This is a genomic window from Pseudomonas sp. LBUM1671, from assembly GCF_059695685.1.
In genome coordinates this window covers 5,153,091-5,170,106 of record NZ_CP166782.1, presented here as the reverse complement: position 1 = coordinate 5,170,106, position 17,016 = coordinate 5,153,091, and the positions used below count along the sequence as shown (strand labels likewise).

15 protein-coding genes are annotated in these 17,016 nt (G+C 61.2%); all 15 read left to right on the top strand.

The features are described from left to right. Positions 1 to 140 precede the first annotated feature (140 nt). The 15 genes from mraZ (at position 141) to ftsZ (ending at position 16,932) form a co-directional block, all read left to right on the top strand. Positions 141 to 596 carry a division/cell wall cluster transcriptional repressor MraZ gene (gene mraZ, locus ACA060_RS23885; RefSeq protein ID WP_008147486.1) on the top strand — a complete coding sequence of 152 codons (456 nt, stop codon included), beginning with the start codon at positions 141 to 143 and terminating at the stop codon, positions 594 to 596. Next, entirely contained in the window at positions 593 to 1,540 is a 948-nt protein-coding gene (gene rsmH / locus ACA060_RS23880) for a 16S rRNA (cytosine(1402)-N(4))-methyltransferase RsmH (RefSeq protein WP_010458133.1), read from the top strand. Before mraZ ends, rsmH begins: the two co-directional genes overlap by 4 nt. Then, the gene (gene ftsL, locus ACA060_RS23875; protein WP_010458132.1) at positions 1,537 to 1,830 is read left to right on the top strand and encodes a cell division protein FtsL; all 294 of its coding nucleotides are present in this window, start codon (positions 1,537 to 1,539) and stop codon (positions 1,828 to 1,830) included. Before rsmH ends, ftsL begins: the two co-directional genes overlap by 4 nt. Then, the gene (locus ACA060_RS23870) at positions 1,830 to 3,569 is read left to right on the top strand and encodes a peptidoglycan D,D-transpeptidase FtsI family protein (RefSeq protein ID WP_497318342.1); all 1,740 of its coding nucleotides are present in this window, start codon (positions 1,830 to 1,832) and stop codon (positions 3,567 to 3,569) included. Before ftsL ends, ACA060_RS23870 begins: the two co-directional genes overlap by 1 nt. Further along, a complete protein-coding gene (locus tag ACA060_RS23865; RefSeq protein ID WP_497313616.1) occupies positions 3,569 to 5,032 on the top strand; it encodes a UDP-N-acetylmuramoyl-L-alanyl-D-glutamate--2,6-diaminopimelate ligase in 1,464 nt (487 codons plus the stop codon). Before ACA060_RS23870 ends, ACA060_RS23865 begins: the two co-directional genes overlap by 1 nt. Next, positions 5,025 to 6,392, top strand: a complete 1,368-nt coding sequence (locus ACA060_RS23860; RefSeq protein WP_497313614.1) for a UDP-N-acetylmuramoyl-tripeptide--D-alanyl-D-alanine ligase — start codon at positions 5,025 to 5,027, stop codon at positions 6,390 to 6,392. Before ACA060_RS23865 ends, ACA060_RS23860 begins: the two co-directional genes overlap by 8 nt. Continuing rightward, positions 6,392 to 7,474, top strand: coding sequence for a phospho-N-acetylmuramoyl-pentapeptide-transferase (gene mraY, locus ACA060_RS23855; protein WP_109634708.1), 1,083 nt, complete (start codon positions 6,392 to 6,394; stop codon positions 7,472 to 7,474). The genes ACA060_RS23860 and mraY overlap by 1 nt, the downstream gene beginning before the upstream one ends. A gap of 5 nt (positions 7,475 to 7,479) precedes the next feature. Then, complete coding sequence (gene murD / locus ACA060_RS23850; protein ID WP_497313612.1) at positions 7,480 to 8,826, top strand: UDP-N-acetylmuramoyl-L-alanine--D-glutamate ligase; 1,347 nt, start codon at positions 7,480 to 7,482, stop codon at positions 8,824 to 8,826. Then, positions 8,823 to 10,040, top strand: coding sequence for a putative lipid II flippase FtsW (ftsW, locus tag ACA060_RS23845; RefSeq protein WP_109634705.1), 1,218 nt, complete (start codon positions 8,823 to 8,825; stop codon positions 10,038 to 10,040). Before murD ends, ftsW begins: the two co-directional genes overlap by 4 nt. Continuing rightward, complete coding sequence (murG, locus tag ACA060_RS23840) at positions 10,030 to 11,100, top strand: undecaprenyldiphospho-muramoylpentapeptide beta-N-acetylglucosaminyltransferase (RefSeq protein WP_010458119.1); 1,071 nt, start codon at positions 10,030 to 10,032, stop codon at positions 11,098 to 11,100. Before ftsW ends, murG begins: the two co-directional genes overlap by 11 nt. Further along, on the top strand, positions 11,093 to 12,553 hold the full coding sequence (gene murC, locus ACA060_RS23835; protein WP_109634701.1) for a UDP-N-acetylmuramate--L-alanine ligase: 1,461 nt from the start codon (positions 11,093 to 11,095) through the stop codon (positions 12,551 to 12,553). Before murG ends, murC begins: the two co-directional genes overlap by 8 nt. Beyond that, positions 12,550 to 13,518, top strand: a complete 969-nt coding sequence (locus ACA060_RS23830; RefSeq protein WP_497313609.1) for a D-alanine--D-alanine ligase — start codon at positions 12,550 to 12,552, stop codon at positions 13,516 to 13,518. The genes murC and ACA060_RS23830 overlap by 4 nt, the downstream gene beginning before the upstream one ends. A gap of 4 nt (positions 13,519 to 13,522) precedes the next feature. Next, positions 13,523 to 14,392 (top strand): cell division protein FtsQ/DivIB, encoded by an 870-nt coding sequence (locus ACA060_RS23825; protein WP_109634700.1) that lies wholly within the window; start codon positions 13,523 to 13,525, stop codon positions 14,390 to 14,392. 15 nt (positions 14,393 to 14,407) lie between these two features. Beyond that, entirely contained in the window at positions 14,408 to 15,667 is a 1,260-nt protein-coding gene (ftsA, locus tag ACA060_RS23820) for a cell division protein FtsA (protein WP_033061341.1), read from the top strand. A 71-nt stretch (positions 15,668 to 15,738) separates the two neighbouring features. Beyond that, on the top strand, positions 15,739 to 16,932 hold the full coding sequence (gene ftsZ / locus ACA060_RS23815; RefSeq protein ID WP_007943486.1) for a cell division protein FtsZ: 1,194 nt from the start codon (positions 15,739 to 15,741) through the stop codon (positions 16,930 to 16,932). Positions 16,933 to 17,016: the final 84 nt, after the last annotated feature.

The window sequence follows — 17,016 nt, the reverse complement described above, 5'->3', positions numbered from 1 at the left end:
TCTCAGTTCTGTAAGGGTTTTCCTTTAAACCGCGCCTTGACGGTGCGGTGGCCGCATTCCTATAGTGTGCGCAAGTGGCGGAAAGTGGCATGAAGTGGGTTTTTTGAGCGTAAAACGCTAATATTTGGAGAAACGCTGACGTGTTTCGCGGAGCTAACGCTATCAGTCTCGATGCAAAGGGCCGTCTCGCCATGCCGAGCCGGTACCGTGACGAGCTCGTTTCGCGTAGTTCCGGTCAGTTGATCGTCACAATTGATGCCGTTGATCCGTGTTTGTGTGTTTACCCCCTCGATGAGTGGGAAATTATCGAAACCAAACTGCGCGCACTGCCTTCGCTTCGCGAAGAGAACCGCCGCCTGCAACGTTTACTGATTGGTAATGCCGTCGACCTTGAGCTCGATGGCAGTGGTCGTTTTCTGGTTCCGCCGCGTCTTCGTGAATATGCCAAGTTGGATAAGCGCGCGATGTTGGTAGGCCAACTGAACAAGTTCCAATTATGGGACGAGGATGCCTGGGATGCGGTTTCTGCCGCTGACCTGGCTGCTATTCAACAACCGGGCGCCATGCCTGATGAACTGCGTGATTTGATCCTGTGACTATTGATAGCGGCTTTAACCACATCACCGTACTGCTCGACGAAGCCGTGGAGGCTCTCGCCGTACGTCCTGATGGCTGCTATCTGGACGGCACGTTCGGGCGCGGCGGGCACAGTCGGTTGATCCTCAGCCAGCTCGGCCCCGATGGTCGGGTCCTCGGATTCGACAAAGATCCTCAAGCGATTGCCACCGGGCAAACGCTAGCGGCCGAAGACGGCCGCTTTGTCGTTGTGCAACGCAGCTTTGCCGAGCTCGGTTCGGAAGTGGCCGAACGCGGTCTGCACGGCAAGGTCAGCGGCGTTTTGCTCGACCTGGGCGTGTCTTCGCCGCAGCTCGACGACCCTGAGCGCGGCTTCAGTTTCCTCAATGATGGCCCGCTGGACATGCGCATGGACCCGTCCCGCGGAATCAGCGCTGCCGAATTCGTCAACACCGCACCGGTGGAAGAAATCGCCCGGGTATTCAAGGAATACGGCGAAGAGCGTTTCTCTGGCCGCATGGCCCGTGCCGTGGCCGAGCGCCGAGACATCAAGCCGTTCGAGCGCACAGCCGACCTGGCTGAAGTCTTGAAAGTCGCCAACCCGGCATGGGAAAAGGGCAAGAACCCTGCCACCCGTGCGTTCCAGGGCCTGCGTATTCACGTCAACAACGAACTGGGTGATCTGGAAGCCGGCCTCGAAGCTGCACTGGACTGCCTGGAAATCGGTGGCCGCCTGGTCGTCATCAGCTTCCACTCGCTGGAAGACCGCATCGTCAAACTGTTCATGCGCAAACTGGTAAAAGGCGAAGCCGATAACCTGCCGCGCAACCTGCCGGTCCGTCACGTCGCTTTCGAACCGATCATCAAAATTCATGGCAAAGCGCAGTCCGCCTCCGAGGCCGAACTCAAAGCCAACCCACGTTCGCGCAGCGCCGTCATGCGCGTCGCGGAGAAGCTGCGGTGAGCAAGCTTTTCGCCAAGCCTCTTCCCGGCGGAAGCTTCTTCATGCTGCTGCTGTTTATTGGCGTGCTCGTGTCGGCCATCGGCGTGTCGTACAGCGCCCACTGGAACCGGCAGTTGCTGAACTCGCTGTACGCCGAGTTGAGTGTGCGCGACAAGGCGCAGGCGGAGTGGGGCCGGTTGATTCTCGAGCAGAGCACCTGGACTGCCCACAGCCGTATCGAAGTGCTGGCCACCGAGCAACTGAAGATGCGCATTCCCGGCGCCGCTGAAGTGCAGATGGTGGCGCCATGATGAAACTCGAGGGCGCACTGTTTCCATGGCGTTTCCGCCTGGTGCTGGGCTTGCTCGGCGTCATGGTTGCGGCTATATGCTGGCGGATCATCGATCTGCAAGTCGTCGACCGCGCCTTCCTTAAAAGCCAGGGCGATGCGCGCAGCGTTCGTCACATTCCGATTCCGGCTCACCGTGGTCTGATCACCGACCGTAACGGCGAGCCTTTGGCCGTGAGTACGCCGGTCACCACGCTGTGGGCGAACGCCAAGGAAATGCAGCTGGCCAAAGAGAAGTGGCCAGCACTGGCGGCGGCTCTGGGCCAAGACCCTAAAGCCCTGGCCGAGCGCCTCGAAGCCCAGGCCAACAAAGAATTCATCTACCTCGTGCGCGGGCTCACCCCCGAGCAGGGCCAATCTGTACTCGATCTGAAAGTGCCGGGTGTCTACGGCATCGAAGAATTCCGGCGCTTCTACCCGGCCGGTGAAGTCACCGCGCACATGGTCGGTTTTACCGACATCGATGACCACGGTCGTGAAGGGGTCGAACTGGCCTACGACGAATGGCTGGCCGGGGTCCCTGGCAAGCGGCAGGTCATCAAGGATCGGCGTGGCCGACTTATCAAGGATGTCCAGGTCACCAAAAACGCCAAGGCCGGCAAGCCCTTGGCGTTGTCCATTGACCTGCGTCTGCAATACCTGGCCAACCGCGAGTTGCGTAACGCGATCATTGAGAACGGCGCCAAGGCCGGCAGCCTGGTGATCATGGACGTGAAGACCGGCGAGATCCTCGCCATGGTCAACCAGCCGACCTACAACCCGAACAACCGTCGCAACCTGCAACCGGCGATGATGCGCAACCGCGCCATGATCGACGTGTTCGAGCCGGGTTCGACCATGAAAGCCATTTCCATGAGTGCGGCGATCGAAACCGGGCGCTGGAAACCGAGTGACACCGTCGAGGTGTACCCGGGCACTTTGCAGATTGGTAAATACACCATCAAGGACGTCTCCAAGTCCGAAGGCCCGGTGCTTGACCTGACCGGCATCCTGATCAATTCCAGTAACGTCGGCATGAGTAAGGTCGCGTTCGATATCGGCGGCGAAACCATCTTCCGCCTCGCGCAGAAAGTCGGCCTCGGCCAGGACACCGGCCTCGGCTTCCCGGGCGAGCGCGTCGGCAACCTGCCGAACTACCGCGAATGGCGCAAGGCTGAAACCGCAACGTTGTCCTACGGCTACGGTATTTCCGTCACCGCGATCCAGTTGGTCCACGCCTTCTCGGCCCTGGCCAACAATGGTCGACTCGCGCCGCTGACCCTGATCAAGACCGACAAGCCGGCGCAAACCACGCAAGTGCTGCCCGAAGCCGTCGCGAAAACCATGCAGACCATGCTGACCCAGGTGATCGAAGCCCCGCGCGGTGTGTTCCGTGCGCAGGTGCCGGCGTATCACGTGGCTGGCAAGTCGGGTACGGCGCGTAAGACGTCGGTCGGCACCAAAGGCTACGCCGAGAATTCCTACCGCTCGCTGTTCGCCGGTTTCGGCCCGATGAGCGATCCGCGTTACGCGATCGTGGTGGTGATCGATGAACCGACCAAGGCCGGTTACTTCGGTGGTCTGGTCTCGGCGCCGGTGTTCAGCAAGGTGATGTCCGGGACGTTGCGCCTGATGAACATCACCCCGGACAACCTGCCGCCGACGCAAACCGCTAACGCCACACCGGTCGTTCCACTGAAAGCCAATGGAGGGCGCGGCTGATGTCTCTTAGTCTGAATAAAATTTTCGCCCACGCTGGCCGCGATCTGTTGATCCGCGAACTGACCCTGGACAGCCGCAACGTGCGGGCTGGCGATCTGTTTCTTGCCGTCCCTGGCGGCAAGTTAGACGGGCGCGCGCACATCGCCGACGCCTTGCAGCGCGGTGCTGCTGCGGTGGCTTATGAAGTCGAAGGCGCTACCGTATTGCCGATCACCGACGTGCCGCTGATTCCGGTCAAAGGCCTGGCGGCGCAACTGTCGGACATCGCCGGTCGCTTTTATGGCGACCCGAGCCGGCACCTGAACCTGGTTGGCGTAACCGGCACCAATGGCAAAACCAGCGTCACGCAGTTGGTTGCGCAGGCCCTGGACTTGCTCGGACAGCATTGCGGCATCGTCGGCACCCTGGGCACCGGTTTCTACGGCGCGCTGGAAAGCGGCCTGCACACCACGCCGAACCCGATCGCCGTACAAGCGACCTTGGCTGACCTGAAAAAGGCCGGTGCCAAAGCCGTCGCCATGGAAGTGTCTTCCCACGGCCTGGATCAAGGTCGCGTGACGGCGTTGGCGTTCGACGTGGCAGTGATGACCAACCTGTCCCGCGATCACCTCGATTACCACGGCACCATGCAAGCCTACGGCGAAGCCAAGGCCAAGCTGTTTGCCTGGAACGATTTGAAGTGCCGGGTGATCAACCTCGACGACGAGTTCGGCCGCCAACTGGCTGCGGACAAACGTGAGTCGCGCCTGATCACCTATAGCCTGGAAGATGCCAGCGCCTACCTCTATTGCCGTGAAGCACAGTTCGACGACGAAGGCGTGCGCGCCACGCTGGTCACGCCCCAGGGCGAGCATCATTTGCGCAGCACCTTGCTCGGTCGCTTCAACCTGAGCAACGTGCTGGCCGCAGTCGGCGCCTTGCTCGGTCTGGACTACGCGCTGGACGAAATCCTCAAGGTCCTGCCGAAACTCGAAGGTCCGGCCGGTCGCATGCAGCGTCTCGGCGGCGGCACCCAGCCGCTGGTGGTGGTCGATTACGCCCACACGCCGGATGCGCTGGAAAAAGTCTTGATGGCTCTGCGTCCACACGCCAAAGGCCGTTTGCTGTGCCTGTTCGGTTGCGGCGGTGATCGCGATCGCGGCAAGCGTCCGCTGATGGCCGAAGTGGTCGAGCGTCTGGCCGACGGTGTGCTGGTCACCGATGACAACCCGCGCACCGAAGATCCTTCGCTGATTTTTGATGACATTCGCGCTGGTTTTACCGCTGTGGATAAAGTCACCTTTGTCGCCGGCCGTGGTCAGGCGATTGCCCAGTTGATCGCCAGCGCCTCGGCGGATGACGTGATTGTGCTGGCCGGTAAAGGTCACGAGGACTATCAGGAAATCAACGGCGAGCGTCACGCTTTCTCCGATCTGGTCGAGGCTGATCATGCCTTGACCGCGTGGGAGGTGGCTCATGCTTAAAGCCTTGAAACTGAGCGAACTGACCGGCGCACTGAATGCACGATTGATCGCGGGCGATGCCACATTCGATGGCGTCAGCATCGACAGCCGCGCGATCAAACCGGGTCAGTTGTTTATTGCCCTGACCGGCCCGCGTTTCGATGGTCATGACTATTTGAACGATGTCGCCAGCAAAGGCGCCGTGGCTGCACTGGTCGAGCGCGAAGTCGCCGACAGCGCGTTGCCGCAATTGCTGGTCAAGGATACCCGCCAGGCGTTGGGTCAACTGGGCGCTATGAACCGTGCCGCGTTCACTCAACCAGTGGCGGCGATCACCGGTTCCAGCGGTAAAACCACGGTCAAGGAGATGCTCGCGAGCATCCTGCGCACCCGCGGTCCGGTACTGGCGACCCGTGGCAACCTGAACAACGACCTCGGCGTGCCACTGACCCTGCTCGAACTCTCGCCGGAACATACCTCCGCCGTGATCGAGCTCGGTGCTTCGCGTCTCGGCGAAATTGCCTACACCGTGGGCATGACCAAGCCGCACGTGGCCGTGCTCAACAATGCCGGGACCGCTCACGTCGGCGAGTTCGGCGGGCCGGAAAAAATCGTTGAAGCCAAGGGCGAGATCATTGAAGGGCTGGAGGCCGATGGCGTCGCCGTGCTCAATCTTGACGACAAAGCGTTCGGTATTTGGAAGGCTCGTGCGGGCGGTCGCAAAGTGCTGACTTTCGCCCTGAACAATCCAAGTGCCGACTTCTACGCCAGCGAGCTGGATCGCGATGCGCGTGGTTGCCCTGCCTTCAACCTGCACAGTCCTGAAGGTGTGGAACGCGTTCAACTGAACCTGCTCGGCACCCATAACGTCGCCAATGCCATGGCCGCCGCCGCTGCCGCGTATGCTCTGGGCGTGTCGCTGTTCGGCATCGCTACCGGTCTCGGCGCGGTGCAACCGGTCAAGGGTCGTACCGTCGCGCAACTGGCCACTAATGGCATACGCGTGATCGATGACACCTACAACGCGAACCCCACCTCCATGTGCGCTGCCGTTGATATACTCGCCGGCTTTTCCGGTCGCACCGTTCTGGTGCTCGGAGATATCGGCGAATTGGGCGATTGGGCGGAGCAGGGGCACCGCGATGTGGGCGAGTACGCCCGCGGCAAGGTTTCCGCGCTTTACGCTGTCGGGCCACTGATGGCTCACGCCGTGAACGCTTTCGGTCCCCAGGCCTTTCACTTCAGCACTCAGGCTGAGCTGATCAAGGCCTTGGGCGCCGAGCAAGACACCAACACCACCATTTTGATCAAGGGCTCGCGCAGCGCTGCGATGGAAAACATCGTCGCCGCTTTGTGCGGGTCCAGCCTGGAGAAACATTAATGCTGCTGCTGTTAGCGGAGTACCTGCAACAGTTCTACAAAGGCTTCGCGGTCTTTCAGTACCTGACCCTGCGCGGGATCCTCGGTGTGCTGACCGCGCTGGTTTTGTCGCTGTGCTACGGCCCGTGGATGATCCGCACGTTGCAGAACCGTCAGATCGGTCAATCCGTTCGCAATGACGGTCCACAATCGCACCTTTCAAAATCGGGCACCCCGACCATGGGCGGCGCACTGATTCTGTCGTCTATCGGTGTCAGCACCTTGCTTTGGGCTGACCTGAGCAACCGTTATGTCTGGACCGTGTTGCTGGTGACGTTGCTGTTCGGTGCTATCGGTTGGGTCGACGACTATCGCAAGGTGATCGAGAAAAACTCTAAAGGCCTGCCGAGCCGCTGGAAGTATTTCTGGCAGTCGGTGTTCGGCCTCGGCGCGGCGATCTTCCTTTATATGACCGCTGCGACGCCGGTAGAAACCACCCTGATCCTGCCGATGCTCAAGGACTACAGCATTCCGCTGGGCATAGGCTTTGTCGTTCTGACCTATTTCGTGATTGTCGGCTCGAGCAACGCGGTCAACCTGACCGATGGCCTCGACGGTCTGGCGATCATGCCGACGGTGATGGTCGGCGGCGGCCTGGGGATCTTCTGCTACCTGTCCGGTAACGTGAAATTCGCTGAATACCTGCTGATTCCTTACGTGCCGGGTGCCGGTGAGTTGATCGTGTTCTGCGGTGCCTTGATCGGTGCGGGCCTCGGTTTCCTCTGGTTCAACACCTATCCGGCGCAAGTCTTCATGGGCGACGTCGGCGCACTGGCGCTGGGCGCAGCGCTTGGCACGATCGCGGTGATCGTCCGCCAGGAAATCGTCCTGTTCATCATGGGCGGTGTGTTCGTGATGGAAACCCTGTCTGTCGTTATCCAGGTTGCTTCTTTCAAGCTGACCGGTCGCCGCGTATTCCGCATGGCGCCGATTCACCACCACTTTGAACTCAAGGGCTGGCCTGAGCCACGCGTGATCGTCCGTTTCTGGATCATCACCGTGATTCTCGTACTGGTCGGCCTTGCCACCCTGAAGCTGAGGTAGAACGAGTGTCTCTGATCGCTTCTGACCACTTCCGCATCGTTGTCGGCCTCGGCAAGAGCGGCATGTCCCTGGTTCGCTTCCTGGCGAACCGGGGCACGTCGTTTGCTGTGGCTGATACGCGGGAAAATCCACCGGAACTGGCCACGCTCAAGCGTGACTATCCGCACGTGGAAGTGCGTTGTGGCGAGCTGGACGTCGAATTCCTGTGCCGTGCCGACGAGCTCTACGTGAGCCCCGGCCTGGCGCTGGCGACCCCGGCCCTGCAGGCTGCCGCCGCCCGTGGCGTGAAATTGTCCGGCGACATCGAGCTGTTCGCGCGTAACGCGAAGGCGCCGATTGTCGCCATCAGCGGTTCCAACGCGAAAAGCACCGTCACCACCCTGGTTGGCGAGATGGCAGTGGCGGCGGGCAAGCGTGTCGCTGTCGGTGGCAACCTCGGTACGCCGGCGCTGGATCTGCTCGACGACGACGTCGAGTTGTACGTGATGGAACTGTCGAGCTTCCAGCTCGAAACCACCGATCAACTCAACGCCGAAGTGGCGACCGTGCTTAATGTCAGCGAAGACCACATGGACCGCTACAGCGGTCTGCCGGCCTATCACCTGGCCAAGCACCGGATCTTCCGTGGCGCCAAACAGTTTGTGGTCAACCGTCAGGACGCCCTGAGCCGTCCGCTGATGGGCGAGGGCCAGCCGTGCTGGACTTTCGGTTTGAGCAAACCCGATTTCAAGGCCTTCGGGATCCGCGAAGAAGACGGCGAGAAGTACCTGGCCTTCGAATTCCAGAACCTGATGCCGGTGCGCGAGTTGAAGATTCGTGGCGCCCACAACCAGTCCAACGCCCTGGCGGCATTGGCACTGGGGCACGCCGTCGGCCTGCCGTTCGACGCCATGCTCTCGAGCCTGCGCACCTTCGCTGGCCTCGAGCATCGCTGCCAATGGGTTCGTGACCTGGGTGGCGTGAGCTATTACAACGATTCCAAAGCCACCAACGTCGGCGCCGCACTGGCCGCCATCGAAGGGCTGGGCGCGGACATCGACGGCAAACTCGTGCTGATCGCCGGTGGCGATGGCAAGGGTGCCGAGTTCAAGGATTTACGTGACCCGGTGGCGGTCAACTGCCGCGCCGTGGTGTTGATGGGCCGTGACAGTGACCTGATCGGTCAGGCCATCGGCGATGCCGTGCCGCTGATTCGCGTCAGTTCACTGGAGGAAGCGGTCGCACAGTGCCGCGCCGTCGCCGAGCCAGGCGACGCCGTGTTGTTGTCGCCTGCCTGCGCCAGTTTCGACATGTTCAAGAATTACGAAGACCGTGGCCATCAGTTCGTCCGCGCTGTGGAGGAACTGGCATGAGCCTGCTCAATATCATCAAGCCGTACCCGTCGCCGATCATCACCGGGCGCGGGATCGACCTCGACTTCCCGATGCTCGCCGGTTGCCTGGCCTTGATCGGTCTCGGGCTGGTGATGATTGCCTCGGCCTCGACCGAAGTGGCGGCCGTGCAGTCGGGCAGTGCCCTGTACTACATGATTCGCCACCTGATCTACATCGTGCTGGGCCTGGGCGCCTGCGTCATCACCATGATGATTCCGATCGCCACCTGGCAACGCTTGGGCTGGCTGATGCTGCTGGGTGCATTCGGTTTGCTGGTGATGGTGATCATCCCGGGGATCGGCCGCGAAGTGAACGGTTCGATGCGCTGGATCGGCTTCAGTTTCTTCAACGTTCAGCCGTCCGAGATCGCCAAGGTGTTCGTGGTGATCTACCTCGCCGGTTATCTGGTACGTCGCCAGAAAGAAGTGCGCGAAAGCTGGATGGGCTTCTTCAAGCCGTTCATCGTTCTGCTGCCCATGGCCGGTCTATTGCTGATGGAGCCGGATTTCGGTGCCACCGTTGTCATGATGGGCGCGGCAGCGGCGATGCTATTCCTCGGCGGGGTCGGGCTGTTCCGGTTTTCCTTAATGGTGGTCCTCGCGGTCGGGGCGGTGGTGCTGTTGATTCAAGTGCAGCCGTATCGAATGGCGCGTCTGACCAACTTTGCCGATCCGTGGGCCGACCAGTTCGGTGCCGGCTACCAGTTGTCGCAAGCATTGATCGCATTCGGTCGCGGCGAATGGCTGGGCGTTGGCCTGGGCAACAGCGTGCAGAAACAGTTCTACCTGCCGGAAGCCCACACCGACTTCGTGTTCTCGGTGCTGGCCGAAGAGCTGGGCGCCGTGGGTTCCTTGTGCACCGTAGCGCTGTTCGTCTTCGTCTGTGTGCGTGGCATGTACATCGGTTATTGGGCTGAGAAGGCCAAGCAGTTCTTCGCCGCCTACATTGCGTACGGCCTGTCGTTCCTGTGGATCGGCCAGTTCCTGATCAACATCGGGGTGAACGTCGGCCTGCTGCCGACCAAAGGCCTGACCCTGCCGTTCCTCAGTTATGGCGGCAGTTCGCTGGTGATTTGCGGTGCCTGTCTCGGCTTGTTATTGCGCATCGAGTGGGAGAGTCGAACCCACTTGGGCAGCGAAGAGATGGAGTTCCATGAGAGCGACTTCGCCGAGGAGCCGACCCATGGGCGCTAACGTCTTGATCATGGCGGGCGGCACCGGTGGCCATGTGTTCCCGGCGCTGGCGTGCGCCCGCGAATTCCAGGCCCGCGGTTACACCGTGCACTGGCTCGGAACGCCACGCGGCATCGAGAACGACCTGGTGCCGATGGCCGGAATCGAGCTGCACCGGATCAATGCCACCGGTTTGCGCGGCAAGGGTAAGTTGTCCCTGCTCAAGGCTCCGTTCATGGTACTCAAGTCGGTTTGGCAGGCACGGGCGATCATTCGTCAGCTGCGGCCGGTGTGTGTGGTCGGCTTCGGTGGTTATGTGACCGGTCCTGGCGGTGTTGCCGCCAAACTGGCCGGCGTGCCGGTGATCGTTCATGAGCAGAACGCCGTGGCCGGTACCGCCAATCGGTTGCTGGTGCCGTTGGCCGCCCGAGTCTGTGAAGCGTTCCCCGACACCTTTACCCTGTCGGACAGCCGTCGGACCACCGGTAACCCGGTGCGCACCGAGCTGTTCCTCGAAACACAGCGTCCTGCCCTGGCGGGACGCAAGGCGCGTTTGCTGATCCTGGGCGGAAGCCTGGGCGCAGAGCCGTTGAACAAGTTGCTGCCTGAAGCCCTGTCGCAAGTCGCCCCCGACCTGCGCCCGGAAGTGTTTCATCAGGCCGGCAAAAACCACGATGAAGTGACTGCAGAGCGCTATCGCGCGGCTGGCGTCGAGGCGCAAGTGCAGCCTTTCATCAAAGACATGGCCCAAGCCTATGGCTGGGCCGACCTGGTGGTGTGCCGCGCAGGCGCGTTGACCATCAGTGAACTGGCTGCCGCCGGTCTGCCCTCGATGCTGGTGCCGTTGCCCCACGCGATCGACGATCACCAGACCCGCAACGCCGATTATTTGGCCCGTGAAGGCGCTGCCTTCCTGATGCCGCAAAGAACGACTGGCGCAGCGGATCTTGCCGCGCGCCTGACAGAGGTCCTGATGCAACCACAACGACTCAACGACATGGCCACTGCGGCACGCCGCCTGGCCAAACCCGATGCAACCCGTAACGTGGTCGATACCTGTCTGGAGGTGGCCCATGGTTGAGAAACAGAAAGCCATGCCGCAACCGGAAATGCGCCGCATCCGTCGCATCCACTTCGTCGGCATCGGCGGCGTGGGCATGTGCGGCATCGCCGAAGTGTTGCTGAACCTGGGCTATGAAGTGTCCGGTTCCGACCTGAAAGCGTCGCCGGTGACCGAGCGTCTCGAGTCCTTTGGCGCGCATATTTTCATCGGCCACCGTGCCGAAAACGCCTCTGCCGCTGACGTGCTGGTGGTATCGAGCGCCGTGAACACCTCCAACCCGGAAGTCGCGTCTGCTCTGGAACGCCGTATCCCTGTGGTGCCGCGAGCCGAAATGCTCGCGGAACTGATGCGCTATCGCCACGGCATCGCCGTTGCCGGTACGCACGGCAAAACCACCACCACCAGCCTGATCGCTTCGGTGTTCGCGGCCGGTGGCCTGGACCCGACGTTCGTCATCGGTGGTCGTCTGAATGCTGCGGGCACCAATGCCCAGCTCGGCACCAGCCGCTACCTGATTGCCGAAGCCGACGAAAGCGATGCCAGTTTCCTGCACCTGCAGCCGCTGGTGGCCGTGGTCACCAACATCGACGCCGACCACATGGCGACCTACGACGGTGACTTCAACAAACTGAAGAAAACCTTCGTCGAGTTCCTCCACAACCTGCCGTTCTACGGTCTGGCGGTGGTGTGCCTGGACGATCCGGTGGTGCGTGAAATCCTGCCGCTGGTGAAACGCCCGACGGTCACTTATGGCTTCGGCGATGACTGCGACGTACGCGCCATCAACGTGCGCCAGCAAGGCATGCAAACCTTCTTCACGGTGCTGCGCCCGGATCGCGAGCCGTTGGATGTCTCGGTGAACATGCCAGGCAACCACAACGTATTGAACGCCCTGGCGACCATCTGCATCGCCACCGACGAAGGTGTCAGCGATGAAGCCATCGTCCAGGGCCTGTCCGGCTTCCAGGGTGTCGGCCGACGCTTCCAGGTCTACGGCGAACTGCCGGTAGACGGCGGCAACGTGATGCTGGTCGACGACTACGGTCACCACCCGACCGAAGTCGCGGCCGTGATCCAGGCCGTACGCGGTGGCTGGCCGGAGCGCCGTCTGGTGATGGTGTACCAGCCGCACCGTTACAGCCGCACCCGTGACCTGTACGACGATTTCGTCAATGTACTGGCCGATGCCAACGTCTTGCTGCTGATGGAAGTCTACCCGGCCGGTGAAGAGCCGATCCCGGGCGCCGACAGCCGCAAGCTGTGCAACAGCATCCGTCAGCGCGGTCAACTCGACCCGATCTACATCGAGCGCGGTGTCGACCTCGCGCCGCTGGTCAAGCCACTGCTGCGTGCTGGCGACATCCTGCTGTGCCAGGGCGCCGGTGATATCGGTGGTCTCGCCCCGAAACTGTTGGCCAGTCCACTATTCGCGGGAGCTGTTGCCGCGCCGACTGCGGGGAAGTTGAAATGACTGCTGCATACGCCAACCTCGTCTCCACGATCGCGCCGAAAGACTTCGGCCGCGTCGCCGTGCTGTTCGGCGGCAAGAGTGCCGAGCGTGAAGTGTCCCTGAAGTCGGGCAACGCTGTACTCGACGCACTGCTGAGCGCCGGTGTGGATGCGTTCGGCCTCGATGTGGGCGATGACCTTCTGCAGCGTTTGCTGAACGAAAAAATCGACCGCGCTTTCGTCATCCTCCACGGTCGTGGCGGTGAAGACGGCAGCATGCAGGGCCTGCTCGAATGCCTGGGCATTCCGTATACCGGCAGTGGCATTCTGGCTTCGGCACTGGCCATGGACAAGCTGCGGACCAAACAGGTCTGGCACAGTCTGGGCATTCCGACGCCACGTCACGCGGTACTGAGCTGCGAGGCTGATTGTATTTCGGCAGCGACGGAACTGGGCTTCCCTTTGATCGTCAAACCGGCCCATGAAGGTTCAAGTATCGGGATGGCCAAAGTGACCTCCGCGTCGGAGTTGATCGATGCGTGGAAAGCGGCCAGTACCTACGATTCGCAAGTGTTGGTCGAGCAATGGATTCAAGGTCCTGAGTTCACCATCGCCACCCTGCGTGACCAGGTGTTGCCTCCAATTGCCCTGGGCACGACGCACAGCTTCTACGACTACGACGCCAAGTACGTGGCTTCCGATACCCAGTACCGGATCCCGTGTGGCCTGGACAGCAACAAAGAAAAAGAACTGATGGACCTCACGGCGAAAGCCTGTGAGGCGCTGGGTATCGCCGGTTGGGGCAGGGCAGACGTGATGCAGGACGCCGACGGGCAGTTCTGGTTCCTCGAAGTCAACACCGCACCGGGCATGACCGATCACAGCCTGGTGCCGATGGCGGCCCGTGCTGCCGGTCTGGATTTCCAGCAACTGGTTCTGGCGATTCTGGCGGCAAGCATTGCCGGCAACCAAGAGCCGCGAGGTTAAGACCATGCAAGGCGCACAGCTGAGACATCAGCCCCCTCCAGCACCCGGCCGCAAGCCGGTGCCTCGGGGTGCCAGCCGAATGGTGGCCAAAGAGCCGATGTCTGCGCGCCTGCCGAAAGCCAATTTTGGCTTTCTGAAAAGCCTGTTCTGGCCGGTGCTGTTGGTGGCGCTGGGGTTCGGCACTTACGAAGGCGCGCAGCGTTTGCTGCCGTACGCCGACCGGCCGATCAGCAAAATCGCGGTGCAGGGCGACTTGAGTTACATCAGCCAGCAAGCGGTGCAGCAGCGGATCGCCCCGTACGTGGCGTCGAGCTTCTTCACCATCGATCTTGCGAGCATGCGCACCGAGCTTGAAACGATGCCATGGATTGCCCACGCCGAAGTGCGCAGGGTGTGGCCGGATCAAGTGGTGATCCGCCTGGAAGAACAACTGCCGGTGGCACGTTGGGGCGATGAATCGCTGTTGAACAACCAGGGTCAGGCGTTCACCCCGCGTGAGCTGGCGAACTACGAACACTTGCCACAGCTGTTCGGCCCACAACGGGCTCAACAGCAGGTAATGCAGCAGTACCAGGTGCTGAGCCAGATGCTCAGGCCGTTGGGCTTCTCGATTGCACGCCTGGAATTGCGTGAACGAGGCAGCTGGTTCCTGACCACCGGAGCCGGCAGTGCGGGCCCGGGGATCGAACTGCTGCTGGGACGCGGCAAGCTGGTGGAAAAGATGCGCCGCTTCATTGCCATCTACGACAAGACGCTTAAAGAACAGATTACGAACATTGCGCGCATCGATCTGCGCTACGCCAACGGCCTCGCTGTTGGCTGGCGGGAACCTGTAGCGCCCACGACAGCCCAACCCGCTGTCGCGAAGAATTAAGAAGAGGCAGGACCCATGGCAAACGTGCAAAGCGGCAAAATGATCGTCGGTCTCGATATCGGCACCTCCAAGGTGGTGGCGCTGGTCGGCGAGGTCTCGGACGACGGCACGCTGGAAATCGTCGGGATCGGCACTCATCCGTCCCGTGGCCTGAAGAAAGGCGTGGTGGTGAACATCGAGTCCACCGTGCAATCGATCCAGCGCGCGATCGAAGAAGCGCAGCTGATGGCCGGTTGCCGGATCCACTCGGCGTTCGTTGGCGTGGCGGGCAATCACATCCGCAGCCTGAACTCCCACGGCATCGTGGCGATTCGTGATCGCGAAGTCAGCTCCGCCGACCTTGAGCGCGTCCTCGACGCTGCCCAGGCCGTGGCGATCCCGGCTGACCAGCGCGTGCTGCACACCTTGCCGCAGGATTACGTGATCGATAACCAGGAAGGCGTCCGTGAGCCGCTGGGCATGTCGGGCGTGCGTCTGGAAGCCAAGGTTCATGTGGTGACTTGCGCCGTCAACGCTGCACAAAACATTGAAAAATGCGTGCGCCGCTGCGGCCTGGAAATCGACGACATCATTCTCGAGCAACTGGCTTCGGCCTATTCGGTCCTGACCGACGACGAGAAAGAGCTGGGCGTGTGCCTGGTGGACATCGGCGGCGGCACCACCGACATCGCGATCTTCACCGAAGGCGCGATCCGTCACACCGCGGTGATCCCGATTGCGGGCGATCAGGTGACCAACGACATCGCCATGGCGTTGCGCACCCCGACCCAGTACGCCGAAGAAATCAAGATTCGCTACGCCTGCGCCCTGGCCAAACTGGCCGGTGCCGGTGAAACCATCAAGGTGCCAAGCGTTGGCGACCGCCCACCGCGCGAGCTGTCCCGCCAGGCCCTGGCCGAAGTGGTCGAGCCGCGTTACGACGAACTGTTCACGCTGATCCAGGCCGAATTGCGCCGCAGCGGCTACGAAGACCTTATCCCGGCCGGCATCGTGCTGACCGGCGGTACCTCGAAAATGGAAGGCGCGGTCGAACTGGCCGAAGAGATCTTCCACATGCCGGTCCGCCTGGGCGTGCCTCACGGCGTCAAGGGCCTGGACGATGTGGTGCGCAACCCGATTTATTCCACGGGCGTTGGCCTGTTGATGTACGGCCTGCAGAAGCAGTCCGACGGGATTTCATTCTCGGGCATCAGCAGCCGCGACAGCTACAGCAATGAAGAACCGAAAGTCGCCTTGCTCGATCGCTTCAAGAGCTGGGTACAAGGCAACTTCTGAAGATTTACCGCAGCACCGTTGTAGATACACGCAGTAGGCGAAAAAACTAGAGAACGTAAAGGAGAGGGAAAATGTTCGAACTCGTAGACAACATCCCCGCAAGCCCGGTAATCAAAGTTATCGGTGTTGGCGGAGGCGGCGGCAACGCTGTCAACCACATGGTCAAGAGCAACATTGAAGGCGTTGAATTCATCTGCGCCAACACTGATGCCCAGGCGCTGAAATCCATCGGCGCGCGGACCATCCTGCAACTCGGTACCGGTGTGACCAAAGGTCTGGGCGCCGGCGCCAACCCTGAAGTAGGTCGTCAGGCCGCTCTCGAAGATCGCGAGCGCATTGCCGAAGTCCTGCAGGGCACCAATATGGTGTTCATCACCACAGGCATGGGCGGTGGTACCGGTACCGGTGCTGCGCCAATCATTGCTGAAGTGGCCAAGGAAATGGGGATTCTCACCGTTGCGGTGGTGACTCGTCCGTTCCCGTTCGAAGGCCGCAAGCGCATGCAGATCGCCGACGAAGGTATCCGTCTGCTGTCTGAAAGCGTCGACTCGTTGATCACCATTCCCAACGAGAAACTGCTGACCATCCTTGGCAAGGACGCAAGCCTGCTGTCCGCGTTCGCCAAGGCTGACGATGTACTGGCCGGTGCCGTTCGCGGTATCTCCGACATCATCAAACGTCCGGGCATGATCAACGTCGACTTTGCCGACGTACGCACCGTGATGAGCGAAATGGGCATGGCGATGATGGGTACTGGCTGCGCCAGCGGTCCGAACCGTGCACGTGAGGCCACCGAAGCGGCCATTCGCAACCCATTGCTCGAAGACGTGAACCTGCAAGGTGCACGCGGCATCCTGGTGAACATCACCGCCGGTCCTGACCTGTCCCTGGGTGAGTACTCCGACGTGGGTAGCATCATCGAAGCCTTCGCTTCCGAGCACGCGATGGTCAAGGTCGGCACCGTTATCGATCCGGACATGCGCGATGAACTGCACGTGACTGTGGTTGCCACGGGTCTGGGCGCAAAAATCGAGAAGCCTGTGAAGGTCATCGACAACACCGTTCACACCTCGATGGCCTCCCAGCCGCAACAATCGGCGCCCGCTCGTCAGGAACAACCGGCGGTAAACTACCGTGATCTGGACCGTCCGACCGTCATGCGCAACCAGGCTCAGGCCGGTGCTGCGACTGCCGCGAAGATGAATCCGCAAGATGATCTGGATTACCTGGACATCCCGGCTTTCCTGCGTCGTCAGGCTGATTGATGGAATGTATCAGGGCTATGAAGGTGATTGGTGTTCAGCAAAGGTCTGGTCTGCTATTATCGCCAGCCTTTGTTGATACCAGTT

Excerpts from the sequence above, each read along its gene's own strand:
- ACA060_RS23870 (WP_497318342.1), top strand. The coding sequence starts at position 1,830 with ATGAAACTCGAGGGCGCACTGTTTCCATGGCGTTTCCGCCTGGTGCTG.
- ACA060_RS23865 (WP_497313616.1), top strand. The coding sequence starts at position 3,569 with ATGTCTCTTAGTCTGAATAAAATTTTCGCCCACGCTGGCCGCGATCTG.
- ACA060_RS23860 (WP_497313614.1), top strand. The coding sequence starts at position 5,025 with ATGCTTAAAGCCTTGAAACTGAGCGAACTGACCGGCGCACTGAATGCA.
- mraY (WP_109634708.1), top strand. The coding sequence starts at position 6,392 with ATGCTGCTGCTGTTAGCGGAGTACCTGCAACAGTTCTACAAAGGCTTC.
- ftsW (WP_109634705.1), top strand. The coding sequence starts at position 8,823 with ATGAGCCTGCTCAATATCATCAAGCCGTACCCGTCGCCGATCATCACC.
- murG (WP_010458119.1), top strand. The coding sequence starts at position 10,030 with ATGGGCGCTAACGTCTTGATCATGGCGGGCGGCACCGGTGGCCATGTG.
- murC (WP_109634701.1), top strand. The coding sequence starts at position 11,093 with ATGGTTGAGAAACAGAAAGCCATGCCGCAACCGGAAATGCGCCGCATC.
- ACA060_RS23830 (WP_497313609.1), top strand. The coding sequence starts at position 12,550 with ATGACTGCTGCATACGCCAACCTCGTCTCCACGATCGCGCCGAAAGAC.
- ACA060_RS23825 (WP_109634700.1), top strand. The coding sequence starts at position 13,523 with ATGCAAGGCGCACAGCTGAGACATCAGCCCCCTCCAGCACCCGGCCGC.
- ftsA (WP_033061341.1), top strand. The coding sequence starts at position 14,408 with ATGGCAAACGTGCAAAGCGGCAAAATGATCGTCGGTCTCGATATCGGC.
- ftsZ (WP_007943486.1), top strand. The coding sequence starts at position 15,739 with ATGTTCGAACTCGTAGACAACATCCCCGCAAGCCCGGTAATCAAAGTT.